23 protein-coding genes are annotated in these 14,151 nt (G+C 67.9%); all 23 read left to right on the forward strand.

Features of this window, described 5'->3' with window-relative positions; all coding sequences use genetic code 11:
• Positions 1-172 (forward strand): 50S ribosomal protein L23 (locus tag ACE3O1_RS11220; protein ID WP_374315129.1); only part of this gene is annotated, 172 nt, incomplete at its 5' end.
• Between the two features lie 25 nt (positions 173-197).
• Complete coding sequence (gene rplB / locus ACE3O1_RS11225) at positions 198-1,037, forward strand: 50S ribosomal protein L2 (protein ID WP_374315117.1); 840 nt, start codon at positions 198-200, stop codon at positions 1,035-1,037.
• Between the two features lie 12 nt (positions 1,038-1,049).
• On the forward strand, positions 1,050-1,331 hold the full coding sequence (gene rpsS / locus ACE3O1_RS11230; protein ID WP_168912871.1) for a 30S ribosomal protein S19: 282 nt from the start codon (positions 1,050-1,052) through the stop codon (positions 1,329-1,331).
• 24 nt (positions 1,332-1,355) lie between these two features.
• Positions 1,356-1,754 (forward strand): 50S ribosomal protein L22, encoded by a 399-nt coding sequence (gene rplV / locus ACE3O1_RS11235; protein WP_106816558.1) that lies wholly within the window; start codon positions 1,356-1,358, stop codon positions 1,752-1,754.
• On the forward strand, positions 1,754-2,506 hold the full coding sequence (rpsC, locus tag ACE3O1_RS11240; RefSeq protein WP_169580747.1) for a 30S ribosomal protein S3: 753 nt from the start codon (positions 1,754-1,756) through the stop codon (positions 2,504-2,506). Before rplV ends, rpsC begins: the two co-directional genes overlap by 1 nt.
• Complete coding sequence (rplP, locus tag ACE3O1_RS11245) at positions 2,506-2,925, forward strand: 50S ribosomal protein L16 (RefSeq protein WP_045275476.1); 420 nt, start codon at positions 2,506-2,508, stop codon at positions 2,923-2,925. Before rpsC ends, rplP begins: the two co-directional genes overlap by 1 nt.
• Positions 2,925-3,239, forward strand: coding sequence for a 50S ribosomal protein L29 (gene rpmC / locus ACE3O1_RS11250; RefSeq protein WP_045275475.1), 315 nt, complete (start codon positions 2,925-2,927; stop codon positions 3,237-3,239). The genes rplP and rpmC overlap by 1 nt, the downstream gene beginning before the upstream one ends.
• Complete coding sequence (gene rpsQ / locus ACE3O1_RS11255; RefSeq protein WP_374315118.1) at positions 3,239-3,622, forward strand: 30S ribosomal protein S17; 384 nt, start codon at positions 3,239-3,241, stop codon at positions 3,620-3,622. The genes rpmC and rpsQ overlap by 1 nt, the downstream gene beginning before the upstream one ends.
• Before the next feature lie 33 nt (positions 3,623-3,655).
• Entirely contained in the window at positions 3,656-4,024 is a 369-nt protein-coding gene (gene rplN / locus ACE3O1_RS11260) for a 50S ribosomal protein L14 (protein WP_127474113.1), read from the forward strand.
• A 3-nt stretch (positions 4,025-4,027) separates the two neighbouring features.
• The gene (gene rplX, locus ACE3O1_RS11265) at positions 4,028-4,387 is read left to right on the forward strand and encodes a 50S ribosomal protein L24 (protein WP_374315119.1); all 360 of its coding nucleotides are present in this window, start codon (positions 4,028-4,030) and stop codon (positions 4,385-4,387) included.
• 2 nt (positions 4,388-4,389) lie between these two features.
• The gene (gene rplE / locus ACE3O1_RS11270; RefSeq protein WP_374315120.1) at positions 4,390-4,980 is read left to right on the forward strand and encodes a 50S ribosomal protein L5; all 591 of its coding nucleotides are present in this window, start codon (positions 4,390-4,392) and stop codon (positions 4,978-4,980) included.
• 98 nt (positions 4,981-5,078) lie between these two features.
• On the forward strand, positions 5,079-5,477 hold the full coding sequence (gene rpsH / locus ACE3O1_RS11275) for a 30S ribosomal protein S8 (RefSeq protein WP_045275471.1): 399 nt from the start codon (positions 5,079-5,081) through the stop codon (positions 5,475-5,477).
• Positions 5,478-5,483: 6 nt separating this feature from the next.
• The gene (gene rplF, locus ACE3O1_RS11280; protein ID WP_374315121.1) at positions 5,484-6,020 is read left to right on the forward strand and encodes a 50S ribosomal protein L6; all 537 of its coding nucleotides are present in this window, start codon (positions 5,484-5,486) and stop codon (positions 6,018-6,020) included.
• A 2-nt stretch (positions 6,021-6,022) separates the two neighbouring features.
• The gene (gene rplR, locus ACE3O1_RS11285) at positions 6,023-6,382 is read left to right on the forward strand and encodes a 50S ribosomal protein L18 (protein WP_374315122.1); all 360 of its coding nucleotides are present in this window, start codon (positions 6,023-6,025) and stop codon (positions 6,380-6,382) included.
• A 32-nt stretch (positions 6,383-6,414) separates the two neighbouring features.
• A complete protein-coding gene (gene rpsE / locus ACE3O1_RS11290; protein ID WP_374315130.1) occupies positions 6,415-7,065 on the forward strand; it encodes a 30S ribosomal protein S5 in 651 nt (216 codons plus the stop codon).
• Positions 7,065-7,250 carry a 50S ribosomal protein L30 gene (gene rpmD, locus ACE3O1_RS11295; RefSeq protein ID WP_023954062.1) on the forward strand — a complete coding sequence of 62 codons (186 nt, stop codon included), beginning with the start codon at positions 7,065-7,067 and terminating at the stop codon, positions 7,248-7,250. The genes rpsE and rpmD overlap by 1 nt, the downstream gene beginning before the upstream one ends.
• Complete coding sequence (gene rplO, locus ACE3O1_RS11300) at positions 7,250-7,960, forward strand: 50S ribosomal protein L15 (protein ID WP_374315123.1); 711 nt, start codon at positions 7,250-7,252, stop codon at positions 7,958-7,960. Before rpmD ends, rplO begins: the two co-directional genes overlap by 1 nt.
• Before the next feature lie 100 nt (positions 7,961-8,060).
• Positions 8,061-9,386, forward strand: coding sequence for a preprotein translocase subunit SecY (gene secY / locus ACE3O1_RS11305; RefSeq protein ID WP_374315124.1), 1,326 nt, complete (start codon positions 8,061-8,063; stop codon positions 9,384-9,386).
• A complete protein-coding gene (locus ACE3O1_RS11310; RefSeq protein WP_374315125.1) occupies positions 9,383-9,976 on the forward strand; it encodes an adenylate kinase in 594 nt (197 codons plus the stop codon). Before secY ends, ACE3O1_RS11310 begins: the two co-directional genes overlap by 4 nt.
• 3 nt (positions 9,977-9,979) lie before the next feature.
• Complete coding sequence (gene map, locus ACE3O1_RS11315; protein WP_374315126.1) at positions 9,980-10,819, forward strand: type I methionyl aminopeptidase; 840 nt, start codon at positions 9,980-9,982, stop codon at positions 10,817-10,819.
• Between the two features lie 9 nt (positions 10,820-10,828).
• The gene (locus ACE3O1_RS11320) at positions 10,829-11,515 is read left to right on the forward strand and encodes a DsbA family protein (RefSeq protein ID WP_374315127.1); all 687 of its coding nucleotides are present in this window, start codon (positions 10,829-10,831) and stop codon (positions 11,513-11,515) included.
• A gap of 39 nt (positions 11,516-11,554) precedes the next feature.
• Positions 11,555-13,873: a choice-of-anchor A family protein gene (locus ACE3O1_RS11325; RefSeq protein ID WP_374315128.1), complete on the forward strand. Its 2,319-nt coding sequence runs from the start codon at positions 11,555-11,557 to the stop codon at positions 13,871-13,873.
• 150 nt (positions 13,874-14,023) lie between these two features.
• Positions 14,024-14,151 (forward strand): translation initiation factor IF-1 (locus tag ACE3O1_RS11330; RefSeq protein ID WP_374315131.1); only part of this gene is annotated, 128 nt, incomplete at its 3' end.

Raw genomic sequence — 14,151 nt, forward strand, 5'->3', positions numbered from 1 at the left:
CAAGCTCGCCATCGAGAAGATCTTCGGCGTCAAGGTCGCTGCGGTCAACACGATCAACCGCGTCGGCAAGGCCCGCCGCACCCGCTTCGGCACCGGCAAGCGCAAGGACACCAAGCGCGCCATCGTCACGCTGAAGTCGGGCACCATCGACATCTTCACGGCCGTCGGCTGACCGCTGGGATAGAGGACTAGAGAACATGGCTATTCGCAAGTACAAGCCCACGACCCCGGGTCGTCGCGGTTCGTCGGTGGCCGACTTCGCCGAGATCACGCGATCGACGCCCGAGAAGTCGCTGCTGCGCCCGCTGTCGAAGACCGGTGGCCGCAACAACCAGGGCCGCATCACGACGCGTCACATCGGTGGCGGTCACAAGCGTCAGTACCGCGTCATCGACTTCCGTCGCAATGACAAGGACGGCGTCAACGCCAAGGTCGCGCACATCGAGTACGACCCCAACCGCACGGCGCGCATCGCGCTGCTGCACTACTTCGACGGCGAGAAGCGCTACATCCTCGCCCCGAACAAGCTGCAGCAGGGCGACATCGTCGAGTCGGGTCCCTCGGCCGACATCAAGCCGGGCAACAACCTGCCGCTGAAGAACATCCCCACCGGTACCGTGATCCACGCCATCGAGCTCCGCCCCGGCGGCGGCGCGAAGATGGCTCGCTCGGCCGGTGCGTCGGTTCGCCTCGTGGCGAAGGACGGCCCCTACGCCCAGCTGCGTCTGCCCTCGGGCGAGATCCGCAACGTCGACGCGCGCTGCCGCGCGACGATCGGCGAGGTCGGAAACGCCGAGCAGTCGAACATCAACTGGGGCAAGGCCGGCCGCAACCGCTGGAAGGGCATCCGCCCGACCGTCCGCGGTGTCGCGATGAACCCCGTCGACCACCCGCACGGTGGTGGCGAGGGCAAGACCTCCGGTGGTCGTCACCCTGTTTCGCCGTGGGGCCAGGCCGAAGGCCGCACCCGCCACGCGAACAAGGAAAGCGACAAGTACATCGTTCGCCGTCGCAACGCCGGCAAGAAGCGCAAGTAGGAGTAGAGGAAGATGCCACGCAGTCTCAAGAAGGGCCCCTTCGTCGACGAGCACCTGCTTCGCAAGGTCGTCGTCCAGAACGAAGCCGGTACCAAGAACGTCATCAAGACCTGGTCGCGCCGCTCGATGATCGTCCCCGCCATGCTGGGGCACACGATCGCCGTGCACGACGGTCGCAAGCACATCCCCGTGTTCGTGACCGAGACCATGGTCGGCCACAAGCTGGGCGAGTTCGCGCCCACCCGCACCTTCCGCGGCCACGTGAAGGACGACAAGAAGGGCCGTCGCCGCTAAGGCGGGGACGAAGAGGAGAGAGAAATGGTGGAGTCCATCGCACGCGTGCGACACATCCGCGTGACCCCTCAGAAGGCTCGTCGTGTCGTCGCCCTCATCAAGGGCAAGCAGGCTGAGGAGGCCCTGGCCATCCTCAAGTTCGCGCCGCAGGGTGCGAGCGAGCCGATCTACAAGCTCGTCGCCTCGGCGATCGCGAACGCTCGCGTGAAGGCCGACAAGGATGGCGAGTACCTGGACGAGCAGGACCTGTACGTGAAGAACGCGTACGTCGACGAGGGCACGACGCTCAAGCGTTTCCAGCCCCGCGCCCAGGGTCGCGCATTCCAGATCAAGAAGCGCACGAGCCACATCACGGTCGTGCTCTCGACGCCCGAGGTCGCTGAGGCGGCCCCGGCTGCCAAGACGAAGAAGGCGAGCAAGTAATGGGCCAGAAGGTCAACCCGTACGGCTTCCGCCTCGGCATCACCACGGACCACGTGTCGCGTTGGTTCTCGGACTCGACGAAGCCCGGACAGCGCTACGCCGACTACGTGGCCGAGGACATCAAGATCCGTCGTCTGCTGACGACCTCGCTCGACCGCGCGGGCGTCAGCAACATCGAGATCGAGCGCACCCGTGACCGCGTCCGCGTCGACATCCACACCGCCCGCCCGGGCATCGTGATCGGTCGCCGCGGCGCCGAGGCCGAGCGCATCCGCGCCGACCTCGAGAAGCTCACCGGCAAGCAGATCCAGCTGAACATCCTCGAGGTCAAGAACCCCGAGGCCGACGCTCAGCTCGTCGCGCAGGGCATCGCCGAGCAGCTCAGCGCTCGCGTGGCATTCCGCCGCGCGATGCGCAAGGGCCTGCAGGGCGCGCAGCGCGCCGGTGCCAAGGGCGTCCGCATCCAGGTCTCCGGCCGCCTCGGCGGCGCCGAGATGAGCCGCTCGGAGTTCTACCGCGAAGGCCGTGTGCCGCTGCACACGCTCCGCGCGAACATCGACTACGGCTTCTACGAGGCGAAGACCACCTTCGGCCGCATCGGCGTGAAGGTCTGGATCTACAAGGGCGACCTGACCAACAAGGAGCTCGCTCGCGAGCAGGCCAACGCGCCGAAGTCGGACCGTCGTCGTGACGACCGTCCGCGTCGTGGCCCGCGCAACGAGGCCCCCGTCGCAGAAGGAGCATCGGCGTAATGCTTATCCCCCGCAAGGTCAAGTACCGCAAGCAGCACCACCCCAAGCGCGATGGCCAGGCCACCGGCGGCACGAAGGTCTCCTTCGGCGAGTTCGGCATCCAGGCCCTCACGCCCGCGTACGTGACGAACCGTCAGATCGAGTCCGCTCGTATCGCGATGACCCGTCACATCAAGCGCGGCGGCAAGGTGTGGATCAACATCTACCCCGACCGTCCGCTCACGAAGAAGCCTGCCGAGACCCGCATGGGTTCCGGTAAGGGTTCGCCGGAGTGGTGGGTCGCAAACGTCAAGCCGGGTCGCGTCCTCTTCGAGGTCGCCGGCGTCAACGAGGAACTCGCTCGTGAGGCCCTGACCCGTGCCATCCACAAGCTGCCTCTCAAGGCACGCATCATCAAGCGCGAGGAGGGCGACGCGTAATGGCGATCGGCACCAAGACGCTCGCTCCGAGCGAGCTCGACACGTTCGAAGACCAGCGCCTCGTCGAGGAGCTGCGCAAGGCCAAGGAAGAGCTGTTCAACCTGCGCTTCCAGTCGGCCACCGGCCAGCTCGAGAGCCACGGCCGCATCCGTGCGGTCAAGCGCGACATCGCGCGGCTCTACACCGTGATCCGTGAGCGCGAGCTCGGCATCCGTGCCACGCCCGCGCCGCTGGAGACCGCGACGAAGGCGAAGAAGACGAAGGCCAAGAAGGCGGATGCCGCTGACGAGGCCGTGAAGGAAGAGGCCGAGTGATGGCTGAGACCACCGAGAAGAAGGCTCCGGCCAAGAAGGCTCCGGCCAAGAAGGCCGCGGCCCCTCAGGCCGAGGTCAAGGCGCAGGTCGCCGGCCACGAGTCCGCCGCGCACGACGTGCGCGACGAGAACGCCCGTGGCTACCGCAAGGCCCGCCGCGGCTACGTCGTGAGCGACAAGATGGACAAGACGATCGTCGTCGAGGTCGAGGACCGCGTGAAGCACCCCCTCTACGGCAAGGTCATCCGTCGCACGTCCAAGGTCAAGGCGCACGACGAGGGCAACACCGCCGGCATCGGCGACCTCGTCCTCATCAACGAGACCCGTCCGCTGAGCGCGACCAAGCGCTGGCGCCTGGTCGAGATCCTCGAGAAGGCCAAGTAAGCCTCGGCTTTCTTGGAACCCAAGGAGTAACAAGTGATTCAGCAGGAATCCCGCCTGAAGGTCGCCGACAACACCGGCGCCAAGGAGCTGCTCACGATCCGCGTGCTCGGTGGCTCGCACCGCCGGTACGCCGGTCTGGGCGACATCATCGTGGCAACGGTCAAGGATGCGATCCCCGGCGGCAACGTCAAGAAGGGCGACGTGGTCAAGGCCGTCGTCGTCCGCACCAAGAAGGAGACCCGTCGTCCCGACGGCTCGTACATCAAGTTCGACGAGAACGCCGCCGTGATCCTGAAGAGCGACGGGGAGCCCCGCGGCACCCGCATCTTCGGACCGGTCGGTCGTGAGCTTCGTGACAAGAAGTTCATGAAGATCGTCTCGCTCGCACCGGAGGTGATCTGACCCATGGCCAAGATCAAGAAGGGCGACCTGGTTCAGGTCCTCACTGGCAAGAAGCAGGACAAGGGCGGTGACCGCGGCAAGCAGGGCAAGGTCCTCGAGATCCTCGTCGAGCAGAACCGCATCATCGTCGAGGGCGTGAACTTCGTCACCAAGCACAACCGCGTCGGCCAGAGCCAGCGCGGCACCAAGACGGGCGGCATCGAGACGATGGAAGCCCCGATCCACATCTCCAACGTCGCACTCGTCGACCCCTCGACCAAGAAGCCGACCCGTGTCGGCCACCGCGTCGAGGAGCAGACGAAGGACGGCGTGAAGCGCACCGTCCGCGTGCGCTACGCGAAGAAGTCAGGCAAGGACCTCTGAACATGAGCACCACCACTGCCGTGGAGGCTGGCCGGATCCAGCCCCGCCTGAAGCAGAAGTACAACACCGAGATCAAGGCACAGCTGCAGGACGAGTTCGGCTACGCGAACGTCATGCAGATCCCCGGTCTGGTCAAGGTCGTGGTGAACACCGGTGTCGGCGAGGCAGCTCGCGACAGCAAGGTGATCGATGGTGCGGTCGACGACCTCACCAAGATCACCGGTCAGAAGCCGGTCGTCACCAAGGCCCGCAAGTCCATCGCGCAGTTCAAGCTGCGCGAGGGACAGGCCATCGGCGCGCACGTCACCCTCCGCGGTGACCGTGCGTGGGAGTTCGTGGACCGCCTGGTCAACCTCGCCCTGCCCCGCATCCGCGACTTCCGCGGGCTGTCGGCCAAGCAGTTCGACGGCCACGGCAACTACACCTTCGGTCTCCAGGAGCAGTCCGTGTTCCACGAGATCAACCAGGACAAGATCGACCGCGTCCGCGGTTTCGACATCACGGTCGTGACGTCGGCGAAGACGGATGCCGAAGGCCGTGCGCTGCTGCGCCACCTCGGCTTCCCCTTCCGCAACGAGGACGCCCAGGCCTGAGCGTGAAGTCCCGGGGGCCAGCCGGCTCCCGGGGCACTCATAGAAGGTCGCCTGTCGTGTAACGGCAGTCGAAACCTCATGAACAAAGGAATCAAGAAATGACAATGACAGACCCGGTCGCAGACATGCTGACCCGTCTGCGCAACGCGAACTCGGCGCACCACGACTCCGTGTCGCTGCCGAGCTCGAAGCTCAAGACGCACATCGCCGACATCCTCAAGCAGGAGGGCTACATCTCCTCCTGGGAGGTCTCGGACGCCCGTGTCGGCCAGACCCTCACGCTCACGCTGAAGTACGGCCCGAACCGCGAGCGGTCGATCGCCGGCATCAAGCGCGTCTCGAAGCCCGGTCTCCGCGTGTACGCGAAGTCGACCGAGATCCCCCGCGTCCTCGGCGGGCTCGGCGTCGCCATCCTGTCCACCTCCTCCGGTCTTCTCACCGACCGCCAGGCCGAGCAGAAGGGCGTGGGTGGGGAAGTCCTCGCCTACGTGTGGTGATCTGACATGTCGCGTATCGGACGTCTCCCGATCGACATCCCCGCCGGAGTGACCGTTTCGGTCGACGGCCAGGACGTCGCGGTCAAGGGCCCCAAGGGCGAGCTCGCGCTCACCGTGGCGCGCCCCATCGAGGTCAAGGTCGAGGAGGGCCAGGTCATCGTGACCCGTCCCGACGACGAGCGCGCTTCGCGCTCGCTCCACGGCCTGACCCGCACGCTCATCAACAACAACATCATCGGCGTCACCCAGGGCTACACCAAGGGCCTCGAGGTCGTCGGCACGGGTTACCGCGTGGCGCAGAAGGGCAGCTCGATCGAGTTCGCTCTCGGCTTCTCGCACCCCGTCCTCGTCGACCCGCCCGCGGGGATCTCGTTCACGGTCGAAGGCAACAACAAGGTCACCGTGAGCGGCATCGACAAGCAGGCCGTCGGAGAGGCGGCTGCCAACATCCGCAAGATCCGCAAGCCCGAGCCGTACAAGGGCAAGGGTGTGCGGTACGCGGGCGAGGTCGTCCGCCGCAAGGCCGGAAAGGCTGGTAAGTAACCATGGCTGTGAAGTCGAAGACCGACGCCCGCGCGCGTCGTCACGCCCGCCTTCGCAAGAAGGTCGTCGGCACCGAGCAGCGTCCGCGCCTCGTCGTCACCCGTTCGGCCCGCCACGTCTTCGTGCAGGTCGTGGACGACAGCAAGGGCCACACCGTGGCCTCGGCCTCGAGCCTCGAGACCGATCTGCGCACGTTCGACGGTGACAAGACCGCCAAGGCCCGCAAGGTCGGCGAGCTCGTCGCCGAGCGTGCGAAGGCTGCCGGCGTCTCGGACGTCGTGTTCGACCGCGGTGGCAACCGCTACGCGGGCCGTGTCGCGGCGATCGCCGACGGCGCTCGCGAAGGAGGTCTGAACCTGTGAGCGAAACAACCAACAACAACGTGGAGACCGAAGTGACCGAGCAGGCTGCTGCCGCCACCACTGAGGCGCCGGCCGAGCGTGAGCGCGAGCCGCGTCGCGGCGGACGCGAGCGCAACCCCAACCGTGACCGCGGTTCGCGTGACGCCGACAAGAGCCAGTTCCTGGAGCGCGTCGTCACGATCAACCGTGTCTCGAAGGTCGTCAAGGGCGGTCGCCGGTTCAGCTTCACCGCGCTCGTGGTCGTCGGTGACGGCAACGGCGTCGTGGGCGTCGGCTACGGCAAGGCCCGCGAGGTGCCCCTGGCTATCTCGAAGGGTGTCGAAGAGGCCAAGCGCAACTTCTTCCGCGTGCCCCGCGTCGGCTCGACCATCCCGCACCCGGTGCAGGGTGAGGCCGCCGCTGGTGTCGTGCTCCTTCGTCCGGCCGCCGCCGGTACCGGTGTGATCGCCGGTGGCCCGGTGCGCGCCGTGCTCGAGTGCGCCGGCATCCACGACGTCCTGTCGAAGTCGCTCGGCTCCTCGAACACGATCAACATCGTCCACGCGACGGTGGAGGCGCTGAAGCAGCTCGAGGAGCCCCGTGCAGTCGCCGCGCGTCGTGGCCTCGACTTCGATCAGGTCGCCCCCGCCCGTCTCGTCCGTGCCGAGGCCGAGGCCGCGGCTGCTGCGAAGGCAGGTGTCTGATGGCTGCGCGCCTGAAGGTGACCCAGGTCAAGTCCAAGGTGAGCGAGAAGCAGAACCAGCGCGACACGCTGCGTTCGCTCGGTCTGAAGCGGATCGGCGACTCGGTCGTCCGTCCGGACGACGCGCAGACGCGCGGCTACGTCAAGACCGTCGCCCACCTCGTGAAGGTTGAGGAGATCGACTGATGGCTGAGAAGGCCGAGAAGAACGAGGCCGTCGAGGCCGAGGCTGCGAAGAAGGCTGCCCCTAAGAAGGCATCTGACAAGGCCGCCCCGGCTAAGAAGGCTGCTCCCAAGGCTGCCGCCGAGAAGCCGGCCGCCGAGAAGAAGGCGCCCGCGAAGGCCGCCGCCGCCAAGGCCGATAAGGCCGAGGCAGCGGACAAGGCCGAGAAGGCTCCTGCCGCCAAGAAGGCTCCGGCCAAGAAGGCTGCCCCGGAGGCGGATGCCCCGGCAGCGCGTCCGGGTGTCCTCAAGGTGCACCACCTGCGTCCGGTCCCCGGATCCAACACCGCCAAGACCCGCGTGGGTCGCGGTGAGGGCTCGAAGGGCAAGACCGCCGGCCGTGGCACCAAGGGCACGAAGGCCCGCTACCAGGTGAAGGTCGGCTTCGAGGGCGGCCAGATGCCGCTGCACATGCGCACCCCGAAGCTGCGCGGGTTCAAGAACCCGTTCCGCGTCGAGTACCAGGTCGTGAACCTGGACAAGCTGTCGGAGCTGTACCCGTCCGGTGGCGACGTCACCGTCGGCGACCTGGTCGCCAAGGGCGCGGTCCGCAAGAACGAGAAGGTCAAGGTGCTCGGCACCGGCGACATCTCGGTGAAGCTCAACGTGTCGGTCGACAAGGTCTCGGGTTCCGCCGAGCAGAAGATCGTCGCCGCGGGCGGCACCGTCAAGTAGTACGCACAGTGGGGGCCGGAGCTTGCTCCGGCCCCCACTGGGTTACCCTGGACGTCGGCACGTCGCAGTGCGGGCCGGCATCCCATCTGGAGGCATCCTCTTGTTCAGCGCCATCGCGCGGGTCTTCCGCACCCCCGACCTTCGGCGGAAGATCGCATTCACCCTGGCGATCATCGCCCTGTATCGCTTCGGCGCGCACATCCCGGCGCCGTTCGTCGACTTCCCGAACGTGCAGGACTGCCTCCGTCAGTCCGCCGGGACCCAGGGCCTCCTCTCGCTGGTCAACCTGTTCTCGGGCGGCGCACTGCTGCAGCTGTCGATCTTCGCGCTCGGCGTCATGCCGTACATCACGGCGACGATCATCGTCCAGCTGCTGCGCGTGGTCATCCCGCACTTCGAGACCCTCTACAAGGAGGGCCAGTCGGGGCAGGCCAGGCTGACGCAGTACACCCGCTACCTCACGATCGCGCTTGCGCTGCTGCAGTCGACGACCCTCGTGACGGTCGCCCGCAGCGGCCAGCTGTTCGGTGCGACGGGCATCCCCGAGTGCGAGCAGCTTCTCACCAACGACGCGTGGTGGGCGCAGCTCCTCATGATCATCACCATGACCGCCGGCACGGGCCTCATCATGTGGTTCGCCGAGCTCGTCACCGAGCGCGGCATCGGCAACGGCATGTCGCTCCTCATCTTCACCTCGATCGCGGCGGCCTTCCCCGCGTCGATGTGGGCGATCTGGCAGTCGCGCGGTTTCGAGGTCTTCCTCCTCGTCCTCGCGGTCGGAATCGTGGTGGTCGCGCTGGTCGTGTTCGTCGAGCAGTCGCAGCGGCGCATCCCCGTGCAGTACGCCAAGCGCATGGTCGGTCGCCGCACCTACGGCGGCACCAACACCTACATCCCGATCAAGGTCAACATGGCCGGCGTCGTGCCCGTCATCTTCGCCTCGTCGCTGCTCTACATCCCCGCGCTCATCGCGCAGTTCAACGCGCAGCCCGACGCCGACAACCAGATCGCGCCGTGGGTGGCGTGGATCCAGCAGTACTTCACCAACGGCGATCACCCGATCTACATGCTGGTGTACTTCCTGCTCATCGTCGGCTTCACGTACTTCTACGTCGCGATCACGTTCAACCCGGTCGAGGTCGCCGACAACATGAAGAAGTACGGCGGCTTCATCCCCGGCATCCGCGCGGGCCGTCCGACGGCCGAGTACCTCGACTACGTGCTGACCCGCATCACGCTGCCCGGCTCGCTGTACCTGGGCTGCATCGCACTGCTCCCGCTCATCGCCCTGGCCACGGTCGGCGCGAACCAGAACTTCCCGTTCGGCGGCGCCTCGATCCTCATCATCGTCGGTGTGGGCCTCGAGACGGTGAAGCAGATCGACGCGCAGCTTCAGCAGCGCCACTACGAAGGGCTGCTCCGATGACGCGGCTTCTCATCGTCGGACCCCAGGGGTCGGGCAAGGGCACGCAGGGCATCCGCATCGCGCAGGAGTTCGGCATCCCGGCCGTCTCGACCGGAGACGTGTTCCGCGCCGCGGTCGCCGACGGGTCCGACCTGGGCAGCCAGGTGAAGTCGGTCATCGAGGCCGGGGACCTCGTCTCGGACGAGCTGACCAGCGCCGTGGTGCGCGATCGCCTCTCCCAGGCCGACGCCGAGGGCGGGTTCCTGCTGGACGGGTATCCCCGCAACGTGAGCCAGGTCGCCCACCTCGACGAGTTCCTCGAAGGCCGCGGCGAGACCTTGGATGCCGTCATCGAGCTCAGCGTGCCGCGTGAGGAGAGCATCTCCCGCATCTCCCTGCGGGCACAGGAGCAGGGTCGCACCGACGACACCGAAGCGGTGATCGCGAACCGTCTCGCGATCTACGAGCGCGAGACCGCCCCGATCCTCGGCGTGTACCGCACGCGCGGCATCGTCGACGAGATCGACGGCGTCGGCACCCTCGACGAGATCACCGACCGCATCATCGCGGCGCTCGAGGCGCGCGGGCTCATCCGCTCCGCCGCGGCCTGAGCCGTGTCGCTGCGCCGCTCGATCTACAAGTCGCCCGCCCAGCTGCGCGCGATGGTGGAGCCCGGGCTCATCACGGCCGCCGCCCTGGATGCGGTGCGTGGGCTCATCGCGCCGGGTGTCACCACGGGAGAGCTGGATGCCGCGGCATCCGCTGTCATCACCTCCCGCGGCGCGAAGTCGAACTTCCAGATGGTCCGGGGCTACCGCCACACGATCTGCGCGTCGGTGAACGAGCAGGTCGTCCACGGCATCCCCGGCTCGCGGGCTCTCGTCGCGGGTGACATCCTCTCCATCGACGCGGGCGCGGAGTTCAAGGGCTGGAACGGCGACTCCGCGTTCACCGTGGTGCTGGACGATCCCGAGCGGCCCGAGCTCGTCGCCGAGCGCCGGCGACTGTCGGAGGTCACCGAGGGCTCGCTGTGGGCGGGCATCGCGAAGCTCGCCACCGCGCGGCAGCTGGGCGAGGTCGGTGCGGCGATCCAGGAGCACATCGAGGCCAACGCGCCCGAGCCGGGCTACGGGATCCTGCGCGAGTACGTCGGCCACGGCATCGGACGTAAGATGCACGAGTCGCCGTCCGTGTTCAACTATCGCGTGCCCGACCCCGGCCCCGAGGTGCGGCCGGGCCTGGTGCTCGCGATCGAGCCGATGGTCGTGACCGGCGATCAGGCGACGTTCGTCGAGGACGACGGCTGGACGGTGTCGACGCTCGACGGCTCCTCCGGCTCCCATTGGGAACATAGCGTCGCGGTGCACGATGGGGGCATCTGGGTGCTGACCGCGCCCGACGGCGGCGCGGCGGGGCTCGCGCCCTTCGGTGTCACGCCGACCGAGATCGCATAGGAGAACGACATGGCCGAGGGTCCGCGCAAGGTCAACTGGTTCGCCATCTGGGTGAGCGTCGGGGTCGTGGTGGCGCTCGTCGCCGTCGCGATCTTCGTCGTGAACCTCAACAACCAGGCCGTGGACCCCGGGCCCGGCGAGGCGCCGTCCGCGTCCAACATCGACCCCGACACCGGGGCGATCCTGGTGGGCGAGGGGGCGAGCAATCTCGAGACCTACATCGACTTCATGTGCCCTGTCTGCAACCAGTTCGAGCAGATCTACGGTGAGGACATCGCCGCGATGGTCGACGACGGCTCGATCACGCTCGGCATCCACCCGATCTCCATCCTCGACGCTCAGTCGCAGGGGACCGAGTACTCGACCCGCGCGGCGAACGCCATGTACTGCGTCGCGGTGGCGGATGCCGATGCCTCCGTGCCCTTCATGAGCGCCATGTTCGCGAACCAGCCCCAGGAGGGGACGCCGGGATTGACGGATGACGTGATCCTGCAGATCGCCGAATCCGTCGGGGTGACGGGCATCGAGTCGTGCGTGAACGACGGGGTCTATTCCGACTACGTCACGGCGATGACCGAGGAGACCCCGGTACGCCCGGGCGCGGGGGGCATCGGCACGCCGACGGTCCTCCTGAACGGTGAGTTCGTCGAGCTGACGGGCGACCCGGAAGCGGACCTGCGCGCCGCCCTGCCCTAGCCCGCAGAGCGATAGGCTCGCCCCAGGAATGGGGGCGTCATGGGCGCAGGGCAGGTTCGACGCCGGCGCGACGTCGCGGCGCTGATCGTCGCGGGGATCGTCGCGGGTGCAGCGCTGGTCGCGGCGCCATCGGCGGTCGAGCCGGCTGCGGCGGCGATCGGCGAGTGCCCCGACGGTACGATCCCCGGGCCCGGCAACACGAACCCCGTCTGGACCGATCAGCACGTCGCGATCTACGCCGGCGCGGACTTCCAGGTGCGCCAGGCGGCCGCCGAGGCGGAGGGCCTCGTCGTCGTCGGCGGGGATGCCTCCTTCGACAAGAGCGTCGGCGGGCGGTTCAATGTCGGATGGGTCGGCGTCGGCTCGGCCGTCGTCCCGCTGCCGGGCTCGACGATGCTCGCCGTGGGCGGCGATGTGAGCGTCGGGGCGACGACCGTGCTCGACGTCGGCGCCAACGCCTTCGACGGCGGCCAGCTCCTCGGCGGCGACGTCGCCATCGGCGGCCAGTCGATCCCCGACTACGAGCTGTCCGGCGCCAACTACGAACTCAACAACGGCACGCTCACGCAGGGAATGGGCCCGGCGGCGATCGCGCCATGGTCGACGTGGGGATCGGAGATCGCGGCCGAATCCGCGGACTTCGACGCGCTGCCGACGACGGGCACCGTCTCGCTCGGCGCCCTGCTCACGTTCACGGGCGACGGCGCGTCGGCGACGCAGGTGTTCGACATCAGCGCGGGGACCCTGGCCGACAACGCCGCCATCGGCTTCGCCGGCATCCCCGACGGCGCTGCAGTGATCATCAACGTCACCGGCGGCCTGCCGACCTGGGCTCCCAACTACTTCGCCGAAGACGGTGTGCGAGCGGACGATCCGGCATCGCCCCTGTTCGGGGTCGTGGCCGCGCGCACCATGTGGAACTTCGTCGACGCCACCTCGGTGCACATCGCGGGGAGCTCGCAGGTGCTCGGGTCGATCCTGGTGCCGGGTGCGAATCCGGATGCCTCGCAGCCGACGCTGCGGGTGACCGCCAGTACGAACGGCCGGCTGTACACCAACGGCACGATCCTGATGGACGGAGTCGGCAACGAGCACCACAACTACCCGTGGGTCAGTGCGCCGTTCGAGTGCATCCCGGTCATCTCCCCGGAGGAACCCGGCTCGATCACCGTCTCCAAGGTGCTCCCGCCCGAGGACGCGGCGCTCCTGCCCCCGGGCACGACGTTCCACGGGCTGGTGACGTGCGAGGTCGACGGCGGCGCTGAGCTCATCCTCGAGTGGGAGGTCGCCGCCGGCGAGACGACGCAGGTGGACGGACTGCCGGTGGGCGCGTCGTGCGTCATCACCGAGACGGTGGGCCCGACCTATCGCGCCCGGGTGCTGGCGGCCAGCCTGAGCTTCGACCCGACGAGCCTGGCCGCCTGGCAGACCCCGACGTGGACGCTCAACGGCGAGGACGTCGATGCGCCGGTCGACTTCGTCGTGCCCGCGGCATCCGACGAGATCCAGCTCGCGTTCACGGTCACCAACGCGCTCGCCACCGGGTCCTTCACGATCCAGAAGATCATCGACAATCCCGACGAGGTCGAGTTCACCGACGGGTTCACCGGAACCTGGCAGTGCACGACGACGCAGGGCGGCGACGATGTCCTGGACTCCGGCACGTGGGATCTCACCGCGGGCGAGACGACCGCCCCCATCGAGGCGCCGGTCGGAGCCTGGTGCACGATCGCCGAGATCTCGCCCACGGCGCCGCCCGGCGGGGCATGGTCGACCCCGGTCATCGCACCCGGGCAGGTGCAGATCTCGGCGGAATCGGCGCAGACGCCGATCGCCGTGACGGTGACGAACAGCCTGTCCCCGTCGTTCGGCGCGTTCACGATCACCAAGTCCGTCACCGGCGCGCAGGCCCCCGCGGTCTCGTTCGAGGGAACGTGGTCGTGCACCCTCGCCGGTGAGGTCGTCGGCGAAGGCGACTGGGAGCTGATCGCAGGAGGGACCAGCGAGCCCATCGCCGCTCCCGTGGGCGCGACCTGCACGGTCGCCGAGGTCGTCCCGACGGCCGACACCGGCACCTGGGCCGAGCCCGTCGTCTCGCCCGCATCGACCGTCATCACGGCGGGGTCTGCTCAAGCCCCGCTGTCCTTCAGTGTCCTCAACGTCTTCACCGCCGGTCCGATCGGCCCCGTCGACCCGGTCGACCCCGTCGATCCCGGCGGGGGCGGCGGCACGGTCTCGCCGGAGCTGCCGGTCACCGGAGGCGCCATCTCGTGGGGAGCCCTCTGGCTGGGCGGAGCTCTCCTGCTCGCGGGGGCCGCCGCCCTCACCGCCCGGGGCGTGCGTCTGCGTCGTCGGTGAGCCGATCGAGCATCCGCGCCGGTTTGCCGAGGCATCCGATATCACGTATGCTTGATCTTTGGTGCGTTGCGCCTTCATCGGCGTGTCCGAGCACCACAATCCCCATCCAACGCAGACCGACCGGTCTGCAGAAGCAGTGATAGCGAGCGTATGGCGAAGAAAGACGGTGTCATCGAGATCGAGGGCGTCGTGTCCGAGGCCCTGCCCAACGCGATGTTCCGCGTTGAGTTGACCAACGGACACAAGGTGCTCGCCACGATCTCGGGCAAGATGCGGCA

Origin of the sequence: Microbacterium sp. (genome assembly GCF_041909575.1) — a bacterium.
Classification (GTDB): Bacteria; Actinomycetota; Actinomycetes; order Actinomycetales; family Microbacteriaceae; genus Microbacterium.